Annotated in this window: 8 protein-coding genes; 3 read left to right on the top strand and 5 right to left on the bottom strand. The window is 66.7% G+C overall.

The features are described from left to right. Positions 1-30 precede the first annotated feature (30 nt). Both OHA70_RS13665 and OHA70_RS13660 read left to right on the top strand, forming a co-directional pair. Positions 31-942, top strand: coding sequence for a hypothetical protein (locus OHA70_RS13665; protein ID WP_328332323.1), 912 nt, complete (start codon positions 31-33; stop codon positions 940-942). A 47-nt stretch (positions 943-989) separates the two neighbouring features. Beyond that, the gene (locus OHA70_RS13660; RefSeq protein WP_270134663.1) at positions 990-1,298 is read left to right on the top strand and encodes a hypothetical protein; all 309 of its coding nucleotides are present in this window, start codon (positions 990-992) and stop codon (positions 1,296-1,298) included. Between the two features lie 112 nt (positions 1,299-1,410). Here the strand turns inward: OHA70_RS13660 and OHA70_RS13655 are convergent, their stop codons facing one another. From OHA70_RS13655 to OHA70_RS13640, 4 genes are all read right to left on the bottom strand, one after another. After that, positions 1,411-2,142, bottom strand: a complete 732-nt coding sequence (locus OHA70_RS13655; protein WP_328332297.1) for a potassium channel family protein — start codon at positions 2,140-2,142, stop codon at positions 1,411-1,413. A gap of 78 nt (positions 2,143-2,220) precedes the next feature. Further along, complete coding sequence (locus OHA70_RS13650) at positions 2,221-6,714, bottom strand: FtsK/SpoIIIE domain-containing protein (RefSeq protein ID WP_328332295.1); 4,494 nt, start codon at positions 6,712-6,714, stop codon at positions 2,221-2,223. Beyond that, the gene (locus OHA70_RS13645; protein WP_328332293.1) at positions 6,705-7,754 is read right to left on the bottom strand and encodes a hypothetical protein; all 1,050 of its coding nucleotides are present in this window, start codon (positions 7,752-7,754) and stop codon (positions 6,705-6,707) included. Before OHA70_RS13645 ends, OHA70_RS13650 begins: the two co-directional genes overlap by 10 nt. Before the next feature lie 32 nt (positions 7,755-7,786). Then, positions 7,787-8,296, bottom strand: coding sequence for a sigma-70 family RNA polymerase sigma factor (locus tag OHA70_RS13640; protein ID WP_328332291.1), 510 nt, complete (start codon positions 8,294-8,296; stop codon positions 7,787-7,789). A 365-nt stretch (positions 8,297-8,661) separates the two neighbouring features. On the opposite strand from OHA70_RS13640, the gene OHA70_RS13635 reads away from it, so the two are divergent. Further along, positions 8,662-9,531, top strand: a complete 870-nt coding sequence (locus OHA70_RS13635; RefSeq protein WP_328332289.1) for an RICIN domain-containing protein — start codon at positions 8,662-8,664, stop codon at positions 9,529-9,531. Positions 9,532-9,553: 22 nt separating this feature from the next. Here the strand turns inward: OHA70_RS13635 and OHA70_RS13630 are convergent, their stop codons facing one another. Next, entirely contained in the window at positions 9,554-10,468 is a 915-nt protein-coding gene (locus OHA70_RS13630) for a 1,4-dihydroxy-2-naphthoyl-CoA synthase (protein WP_328332287.1), read from the bottom strand. Between the last annotated feature and the right edge of the window lie 23 nt (positions 10,469-10,491).

The raw sequence follows: 10,491 nt of genomic DNA, 5'->3' as shown, positions 1-10,491 counted from the left end.
GTGGAACCGTTTGGACAGCGGAGGTGCCCGGTGCCGGACAAACTGAAGATGAACTACAACCTGCTGAACGACGCCAAGCGCGATCTGCATCAGCTGGCCGACGAGTTGATCCCGTCGATGGACAACGAGGTCTTCCAGAACCTGGGCGACGGCACCGACGACTCCATCCTGGGCAGCAGCGACATCTCCTACGCCGTCTACACGCTGCACTCCAACGCGTCGTACACGATGGGCAAGGCCAAGGACGGCCTGACCAAGCTGGGCGACTCGTTCGGCTCGGTCGGCGAGGCGTTCCTGCAGTTCGACGCCGAGATCGCCCAGGGCATGAACGCGACGAACAGCAGCCTGGCGCTCTCGAACTGGCAGCGGAACAAGGACCAGTGGGACCACAAGCAGTCCCACCTGGACGAGTGCGTCGGGGACAAACAGCCCGAATTCTGCTCGGCCACCGATCCCGGCCAGGCGCCGCTGGACCAGACCATCGTCACGGACCGGGGCAACATCCACACCCACCTCACCCTCGATGACAAGGGCAACGTCATCAAGGAGGAGACCACCGTCACCTACGACGGCAAGACGTACACCTCGACGACGACGTACGGCGACAACCGCAACCACATCGTCACCGACTCCACCTACCCCGACGGCAGCACCGTGCACAACGACACCCAGATCCATGTCGACGCGGACGGCAAGCCGAACGGCTCGCACAGCAGTTCCAGCAGCACCGACACTGACGGCAAGGTGGACACCACCACGACCGACCTGAACAAGGACGGCAGTGGCACCCAGACGGTGACGAATTCGGACGGTACCAAGCACGTCTTCACCAGGACCCCCGATGACTGGCGCGGTACTAGCCAGCCCTGGGTGGAGACCCCCGAAAGCATCGAGGACAACAAGCCGCCGGAAGAGGACTACACCTACACGGGCGGCTTCTGACTGTTCGCAGTACCCGTTCACCCCAACCCAGAAAGTGAGCACCCGCCATGGCCTACGACGGCATCAACCTCGACTACGGCAAGATCGTCGAGGTCTGCAACCTGATGACGAACGCGCACGACCAGATCTCCCCGATGATCGAGAACCTGCGCACCCGGGTGAACACCCTGGTCGACGACGGAATGGTCTTCAAGCAGTCCAGCGAGGTCATCCGCAACACCTACAACAACTTCGACACCAGCCTCAAGGCAGCGGTCAAGGGCATCCAGGACTTCTCCGACATGTTCAAGTCCATCAAGGAAAACGCCGAACAATTCGACCAAGGCATCAGCGCCAGCCTCAACCAGTCGAAGTAGTCCCCCCGCACCACCTCGAAGGGCCCCAGGCAACAACCTGGGGCCCTTCGCACGCCCAGAGCCCACAGGAAAGGCAAAAGGTCGGCTGAGCCGCTTGGCTCGGCGATCAAGGTCAGGCCTGTGGGCGATGACTGAGTTGGACTCGGAGGGCTTGGACTTCGGCTAGCAGGGTGGTTAGTTGTTCGTCTCGGGTGGTGGTTTCGGCTTGTTCGGCTGTGTTGATCTGTTCGACGAACCATGAGGCGAGGGCGGCAGTGATGGTGCCGGCGAGGGCGATGCCGCCGATCATCAGGCCGACACCGACGGAGCGGCCTTCGGCCGTCGTGGGGAACTGGTCGCCGTAGCCGACCGTGGTAATCGTGGTGGCGGCCCACCAGATCGCGTCTCCGAACGAGGTGATGTTGGCACCGGCGACCTCCCGCTCGGCGTCGAGTACCGCGAGCGCCGAGACGAACCCGAGCAGGATGACAGCGCCGACGACGTACGCCGTAGTACGCCCGCGGACCGAGACCGACGTCCGGTTCAACCGCGCGAGAGCTGTCACAACCCGCAGCGCTCGCAACGGACGCAGCAACGGAAGGACCAGCACCACCAGGTCCAAGAGATGGCTCCGAACAAACCGTCGTTTCCTGGGCGCAAGGGTGAGACGTACCAGGTAGTCGAGGCCGAAGGCGATCCAGATGGTGAGGTTCGCGACCGAGCAAGCCCGCACCAGCCCGGAAGGCAGACCGGGTTGGAGGATCGGCCACGCGTACACCGCCAGGAAGAACACGGCGGCAGCCGTCAAGATCCAGGCCGACCGCCGTTCGTACGCCTGCAACCGTCTCGCACTCGCACTCAGCATGTGGCCAAGAAGAGCATGCGGTGGCGTCTGTGAACAAGGTCGCCGCGATGTGTTGGCCGGGTGGTTGCGGCGTATGCGTCAGGCCCGCAATGTTGTCAGGGGGATTTGGACGGCTATGGGGGTGGAGCCGGGGCCGGTGGTCCAGGCTCGGCCGGTTTTGGGGGTGGCTCGGGTGATGTTGTGGGAGAGGCGGACGCCGATTAGGTCGCCGTCGCCGATCGAGCGGGGCTCGATCAGGAGGCCTCGGCGGGCTCTTCGGGCTGCGGTGGGCCAGCCGCCCATGCCGGATTGGAAGCCGTCTGTGGAGGCACCGAAGATTAGGCCTACGTTGTTGTCTCGGCCTGAGATGACGATCTCTTTGAGGAGTTTGTCGGCGGCGGCCATCATGACCAGGTCGGCGTCGTCGATCATGACGACCTTGGGGCCGTTGATGGCGTCCAGGGTTGCGCGGAGCATGTCTTCGCCGGGGTCGGCGTGGGTCATCAGGACGACTTGAGGGTGCCGCTCGAGGGTGCGCAAAGGCGTTTCGCGCGGGGTGATCAGTACTAGGGAAGTACCGCCGGCTAGGAGTGAGACGGCCAAGGAGGACAGGGCGTTGCTGCGGCCCGAGCCGGGTGGGCCCAGTACTGCGAAAGACGACGCCACCCCACTGAGGTCGACGCCCAACGCGCCGGCCTCGTCGCCACCGAGGCCGATGAGACCCCATTGCGGCCGCCGGTCGTCTGCCGCCACCAGCTCGTACGCCGCCGCGAACTCCACCGACGAAGGCAATTCGGCGACGGCGAACGGCCGCCGGTCCGCGGGCACCTTCGCGTCGCGCTTGCGTGCCTCCGCGGCGATCTCGCGAATCGCGTCCACCTGCGCCGTACCGCCACCCTCAGCCAGGATGGCGATCTGCGTCTCGGTCCCGGTCAACACATGCCAACCACGACCCGGCCGGACATTCGCCGGTACCTTCGTCAGCCGCAACCCAGCAGCCTGGTAATCAGTCCGATCCGCCTGCCGCAGCAGCAGCTTATGGTCGTTGTGCGACGCCAACCGACCACCGAGCAGCGACCGCTCGGAAGTCGCGACGACATGCACCCCGACACCAGCGCCCTCACGCAGCAGCCGCATGACGTCCTGCAGCACCTGCCCCTGGTCGTGATCGTCCAGCATCGAGGACAACGCGTCCCAGCCGTCGATCAGCACCAGGATGTGGGCCGGCCGCGAACCCTTCGGCAGCAGCTTCCGCAGCTCGGTCAGGCCGGTCGCGTTGTGCTTGCCGGCCAGCTCCTGCCGCTCGGTGATCTCCTGGTTCAGCCGGCGAAGTACCCGGCTCATCCGCTCCATGTCGTGCCGCGAGACGACCGCGCCACAATGCGGCAGCGTCTCCACGACGGCAAGACCGCCACCGGCAGCATCGATCCCGTAGATGTGCAGATCCGCGACGCTGATGTTCTTGGCCGCCGACCCCGCCAAGGTCCGCAGCATCTGCGTCCGCCCCGACCGCGGAGCACCGATCACATACAGATGTCCAAAAGTCTCAAAGTCGACACCGGCCACTCGCTGCTGCTGCAGAGCCGGCAAGTCCTCCAGCGCATAAGGCGCAAAGAGCTCCTTGTGCGAAGTATCCGGCAGATCCGACACCAGCAGCTGCCCGCTCAACGCCGGCTGCCAAGGCTTCGGCTGTACTGCGAAGTCCGAAAGCTGATCAACAGCCGACCGAACGGCCTCCACCAGCGCCATCAAGTCGGTAACGGCCAACGTCGCCGGCCCCTGATCCACCTCGACCGGCGCATCATCCTTCGCCACCGCCCGCCCAAGCGCTTCCCAGTCCAGGTCGAGCACCCGAACACTCGACGGCTCAGCCGGCGCCTGCTCGATCAAGTCATCCGCAACGTTGCGCTCGGCCCCTACCCAGGCCGTCTGGAACAGGTCGGCCAGCCGCGGCCCGCGCCGGATCAATGCGCGCCCCGGAATGTCAGGCGTGATCGAGGCCGCCTCGTTGACGTCGACGATGTCCTGCGACTCCGCCTGGTCCGTCACCCGCAACGCGATCCGCAGGTTGGTGTTCGCCCGGATGTCACCGGTGACCACGCCAGCCGGCCGCTGCGTCGCGAGGATCAGGTGAATACCCAGCGATCGACCACGCTGCGCGATGCTGATCAGCCCCGGAACGAAGTCCGGAATCTCCCGTACCATCGCCGCGAACTCATCGATCACCAGCACCAGCCGCGGCAACCGCCCCAGCGACGGATCGACCAGCCGCTTGGCCTGGTAGTCCACCAGGTCCTTGGCATCCGCATCGGCCAGGATCCGCTCCCGCCGACGCAGCTCGGCCTCCAGCGACTCCAGCACCCGCTCGACCAGGTGCGAGTCCAGGTCGGTCACCATGCCCAGCGTGTGCGGGAGGCCCGCGCACTCCTTGAAGGCGCTACCGCCCTTGTAGTCAACAAGAACGAAGGTCAACTCGTCCGGCCGGTTGACCGCGGCCAGCGACGCGACGAGGGTCTGCAGCAGCTCCGACTTGCCCGATCCCGTAGTACCGGCGATCAGTGCATGCGGCCCATCGGCGACCAGGTCGAGGGTGAACTTCCCGTCGAAGTCAGCACCGAGGATGAACGAAGTACTGCCCGGCCGCCGCTCCCACCGCGACAGCAACTCTTCCGCGGTCGGCGGTTCCAGGTCGAGCTCTTCGAGCAGCTTGACCATCTTCGGCAGACCGGCGTCGTGGTCGGGGCTGATGTCCCGCACCGGCGCCAGCGCCCGGGCGATCTGCTCACTCCACTCCGGCGACACCAGATCCGCGCGCACGTTCTTCTGGTCCGGCAACCCGGGCCGCTTCACGGTCAGCGTCTCGAGCCCGGTCGCGATCACCGCGCCGCACTCCTCCGGCAGCAACCGCTCATCACGATCCAGGCAGATGCTGTAGACGCCGACCGCCGGCCCGTCCGTCAACACCTGAATGAAGCCCGGTACGTCCCGCAGCCGCCGCGCACCATCCGCGATCACCACGACCTCGGGATCGCTCAACGGCTCCTGTTTGTTGCTAGAGGCCTCAATCCGCCGCTGCCGCCCCTGCACCTGCGAGATCAATTCGGTGACCCGGGCAACAGTCGTCGCCTCGTCGTTGGCGATCAGTACCGCCGCCGGCGAACCCTCAGGTCGCAGATGCGGCAACCACCGCACCCAAGCCCAGTCGTCCATCCGATCCGGCTCAGCCAGTACTACGATCCGCAACTGCCGCGGCGAATGGAGCACCGCCGACTGGATCACCAACCACCTGGCCAAAGCTCGCGATTCGGCATAGTGCCCGGCAACGCCGATCACCCCATGCCCACGTAGCGGCACGGCGACCGGCGCATCCGGGATCGTCCACCGAATCGTCCGGTGATTCTCCTCACGGCCCTGGTCGTCGAGCTCCTTCAGCGACGCCTGATCCGCGGTACCGAGCCGGAGCAGCAGGTAGTCAGGGTCGTTCCGCCGACGCTCCCACAACCGGCTACCGGGCCGCATCGCCAACTGGGCAACGCGAACGGGATCGGGCGCGGTCACGTTGCGGATCAGCCGCTCGCGCGTGACCGCGACATGGATCTCCTCCTCCAGCGCCGCCCGCCGCGCGTTGTACCGGCGGATCGCTTCGAGGTGCTCGGCCCGGTTGCTCTTCCGGCCGCTGAAGTAGTTCATGCCCATCATCAGCGGGCTGAGCATCGTGAAGACGAGGAAGTAGTACGAGTTGAACAGCCCGACCATCACCATGCCGAGCACGACCGGTGCGAGCACGACCGGCCAGGGGAAGGGCCGTTTCGCCGGGGGCGGCGGCGGATTGGGCAGCCGCAGCTTGTTGTCGTCCAAGTGAGGCGCGATCCGCGGCGGCCGGTTGTAGTCGAGCCCGAAGCCGTCGTCGGCAGCCCTGATCGCGGCGACCGGCTCCAGCGACCCACTGCACCGCAGCAACACCGAGCCGACCGAGAGGTCCTCCTCCGGCGGCCACTCGTTGACCTGCCCGACCGGTACCTCACCTGGATCGCTCGCCGGCGACGCCTGATCCGTCGGGTTCAACGCGTCCTCGACCCGGATCGCGCTCGTCGCGGCGTCGTCCTCGGGCGGCCCGATCCGGCGGCTCATCACCTTGCCGCGCATCGGCTCGGTCTGATGCCAGTACGTCTCGCCCGACGGGCCGACCGTCACCCACAGCCCACGGGACGGTACGCCGCTGCCGCTGAGCTTGATCGAGCACAACGGATCCGACCCGATCTCATGGCTTCCCGGCCCGATCCGCCAGACCCGCCCAGCCTCCGGCCCGGACACCGCGTGCAACTCGACGACGACCGGCGCCGGACCGGCCGAGCTCTGCACCAGGTTCGGCATCTCGGCCGGGGCACCGACACCGAGCACCCCGCCGTCACGAACACCGGAGCCAGCCAGCGGCGCACCCGCGTCCAGCCTGCGATTCCCAACGAACAAAGACAGCCCGGGCCGTCCGAGTCCCTCGGCGAACCCGCCGACGGACAGTCCACGAGGCAGCCGGATCACCCGGTCGGTACGCCGTTTGCCCTGCTGCTCAACGGTTGTGAGGTTCAGTTCCACGACGGCGCCTTCCCATCGGACGCCAGATCGTTCGGTCGCCCTGCATCAGCTCCGAGAACCGACACCCCAGCAACACCAACCGGCAGCTCGAGGTCGCCCAGATCATCCGCACCAACGGCCGGCCCGGACGGTCCACGCGTTTCGAAGTCGTGCGGCGGCATCCGTAGTACCGACTTGGCGACCGCCCGAGCGAGCGGCAGCGGGTCGATCTCCAGCCACGATGCCGCGCCGTGCAATCGCAGCCCGCGGTCGGGTGTCGTCTCCATCAGGCGAGAGCTCCCCCGGCCGACGCCAAGGCTGACCAGCCGTACGCCGGTCGGCACCGGCCGGTCGAGTTGCTCGGCACCGATCACGAACCACGCACCACGGCGCTGGATCGCATCGGCCAACGGCATTCCGTCATGCTTGCCATGAATCCCATCAGCGACCTCGACCGCACCAGCGGGAAGTCGTACGTCGAGTTGCGCGGCCAGCGCCTGGACGACGGCGCGCGCCGTCCGCGGTACGCCGTACACGGACAGCGAGGGCGGCCCGGCCAGCAGGTCGATCATGATCGCGTTCTTCCCCGTGCTGTCCGTCCCCAGGCAAGCCAGCAGGGGCGTCTGGGGCGGGATGTACCCGCCTGGCGCGGAGTACTCGGCGAGGTCTCGCCGCTCGATCCACCACAACCGCGGATCGATCTCGTCCTTCTCCCAGGGAGGCGGCAGCGGCCGCTCAGCCGCGATCCCAGCGACCAGTACTCCGATCCGCTGCTTGGCCAGCGCCAGCGCGTACGGCGACATCGCCGAGTCGATCGCCGCCGCGTAGCCCATCGCCTGCTCGGCTTGGGCCCAGCCGGCCTTGTTGCGCAAGATCCGGCTCAGGAACCGTACCCGTAATCGATAGCGGATCCGGGCCGCGATCGGGTCGTAGAACGCGTGGACCGTCCGGCTGAACTCGCGCTTGATCCAGCGGAACAGCCGCTTCCAGCCGCCGAGCCGGCGGACCAGCAGGTTGAGCAGGACGAGCCCCAGCAACACCAGGCCTGCGTATCCGAGCATCTGGCGGACACCACCGCCCCCTTGCATCGCCGTCATGCAGCGGCCTCGCCCCATCCGCGACGCAACAGATCCCCCCGCAAGGTACGGACGGCCGTGTGGGTACGCGACTTCACTGTCCCGAGCGGGACGTTCAACGCCATGGCCACATCTTCGCCTGGGTGGCCGCAAAGATGAACTCGGGTGACCACCTCGCGGTGCGCGGGCGACAGCCGGCCGAGTGCCTCGACCAGTACCGTGCGCTGCGCCACCTGCTCGGCCGGGTCCGGCTCGCTGACGCCAGGCTCGAACTCGTCCTGGCACAGGCCGACCGGGATCGCCCGGCTCTCCCGCCGGTGCAGGTCGATGACCAGGTTGCGCGCCACCCGGAACAGCCACATCCGGATCGGCCGGCTCTCCCAGTCCAGGCTCTCGGCCTGGATCCAGGCCCGCAGCAGTGTCTCCTGGATCACATCTTCGACGGCAAACGTATTCCAGCCGAGGAGTCCCTTGACATAGCGGCGCAGGGTTTCGCGTTCGGCCAGACAAAGCTCGATGGCTTTCATCCGGCTCGCGCTGATCTCGTCGATGTCGGGACCTCTTTTGGGGGGCGGAGGACCTGGAATTCAGATCTTGAACTTAGTGGAAGAATGCAACCATTAACGCTGACTGTAGGTGAACAATCAGCAACAATCCAGTCTCTGACCGTAATGAGAGCGTGACTCACGGATCCGTTGACTCCGGCCCCCGGTTCGGGAGATTCTCGTTGTGGCCATGCCCTGACAACGAGGGGCAGGCCACCTCCGCCCCCACCCATGGAGTTGACGTGCGGCCTTTCCGATCGCCCGGTTCCAGCCGGTCCAGCCGAGAGAAATCGGCTCGGTTCGCCAAGACCTTCGCCCGTCGCCCCCTGCTGCCGCGGGTGGCCCCGATGCCGGACCGCCGGGCCTGGACGACGACCGCGTTCGTCGCCGCCTTCGTGGCCGGCGCGGCCGTCGCCGTACCGCTGATCACCCACCTGGGTGGCGGATCCAAGTCCGACACCGTCGTCGCGGTCGACGCTCCGCTCGCCCTCAAAACCCCGGCCGGTACGCCGACCAAGGTGCCGACGGCAACCACTACGGCGACCGCCACCACGACCTCCACGGCCACCGTCACCTCCACTCCGCGCGTCTCGGTCGCCACCGCCACGGTGACGATGACCGCACCCGGTGGACAGGTGACCGTCGTTCAGCCAGGCACCACCGTGACGCTCCCGGCGGTGACGGTGACGGCACCGCCGCCGGCCGCACTGAAACCGGCCACTGTGACGGCCACCACAACATCTACGGCCACTACGACGGTCAAGGTGACAGAACCGGGTAAACAGGGCATGGCCGTTGAGGGTCAGGCGCTGCAGCCCCGCAAGGACACCCCGACCACGCTGCAGAGCGGGGGCTCGAAGCGCTGCGTCGACGTCAAGGACGGCCGGGCCGGCTCCGGCAACGACGGCACCCCGCTGCAGGTGTGGGACTGCACGAAGGGCGCCGGCCAGACCTGGTCGTTCAACCCTGACGGCACGGTCCGCTCACTGGGTCAGTGCATGGACCTGGCCTGGGGCTCGATCGCGGAGAACACCCCGGTCCAGCTGGTCGCCTGCAACGGCAACGCCGCCCAGCAGTTCCGGGTGACCCAGAAGAACGAACTGATCAACCCCGCGGCGGAAGGCAAGTGCATCACCGCCGACAAGGGTGACAACGGTGGCAGGCTGTTCCTCCGCCGCTGCACCGGCGCCGCCGAGCAGCAGTGGAAGCAGTCGTAATCGCCTTGCCTACAAGGGTTTTCTAGAAGGCGTACGGATAGCCGGACCAGTCGGCGGGCCGCTTCTCCAGGAAGGAGTCGCGGCCCTCTGCTGCTTCATCGGTGCCGTAGGCGAGCCGGGTCGCCTCACCGGCGAAGATCTGCTGGCCGACCAGGCCGTCGTCGATCAAATTGAACGAGTATTTCAGCATCCGCTGCGCGGTCGGTGATTTTGCGCAAACTTTCTTACCCCACTCGAGCGCCACCGATTCCAGCTCCGCGTGCGGCACGACTTTGTTCACCATGCCCATCCGGTAAGCATCTTCCGCCGAGTACTCGTCACCAAGGAAAAAGATTTCCCGGGCGAACTTCTGGCCGACCTGCCGGGCCAGGTACGCCGACCCGAAACCACCGTCGAACGACGCGACATCGGCATCCGTCTGCTTGAACCGCGCATTCTCGGCCGACGCCAGCGTCAGGTCGCAGACGACGTGCAGGCTGTGGCCACCACCCGCGGCCCAGCCCGGTACGACGCAGATGACGACCTTGGACATGAACCGGATCAACCGCTGCACCTCGAGGATGTGCAGCCGCCCGGCCTTGGCCGGGTCGATCGTGTCGGCGGTCGTGCCCTCGGCGTACTTGTAGCCGTCCTTGCCCCGGATCCGCTGGTCGCCACCGGAGCAGAACGCCCAGCCACCGTCCTTCGGCGACGGCCCGTTGCCGGTGATCAGCACGCAGCCCACGTCCGATGACATCCGAGCATGGTCGAGCACCCGGTAGAGCTCGTCGACCGTCTGCGGCCGGAACGCGTTGCGCACCTCGGGCCGGTTGAACGCGATCCGGACCACTCCCGCGTCCACCGCCCGGTGGTACGTGATGTCGGTCAGCTCGAACCCATCCACCTGCTTCCAGGCCGACGGGTCGAAGATCTCGGAGACCTGCACGGGATCAGTCACCCCGCGAGCATATTCAGCATCGG

The organism is Kribbella sp. NBC_00382 (assembly GCF_036067295.1).
Lineage (GTDB): Bacteria > Actinomycetota > Actinomycetes > Propionibacteriales > Kribbellaceae > Kribbella.
This window is presented reverse-complemented; position numbering and strand designations above follow the sequence as displayed.

Excerpts from the sequence above, each read along its gene's own strand:
- OHA70_RS13660 (WP_270134663.1), top strand. The coding sequence starts at position 990 with ATGGCCTACGACGGCATCAACCTCGACTACGGCAAGATCGTCGAGGTC.
- OHA70_RS13655 (WP_328332297.1), bottom strand. The coding sequence starts at position 2,142 with ATGCTGAGTGCGAGTGCGAGACGGTTGCAGGCGTACGAACGGCGGTCG.
- OHA70_RS13645 (WP_328332293.1), bottom strand. The coding sequence starts at position 7,754 with ATGCTCGGATACGCAGGCCTGGTGTTGCTGGGGCTCGTCCTGCTCAAC.
- OHA70_RS13640 (WP_328332291.1), bottom strand. The coding sequence starts at position 8,296 with ATGAAAGCCATCGAGCTTTGTCTGGCCGAACGCGAAACCCTGCGCCGC.
- OHA70_RS13635 (WP_328332289.1), top strand. The coding sequence starts at position 8,662 with ATGCCGGACCGCCGGGCCTGGACGACGACCGCGTTCGTCGCCGCCTTC.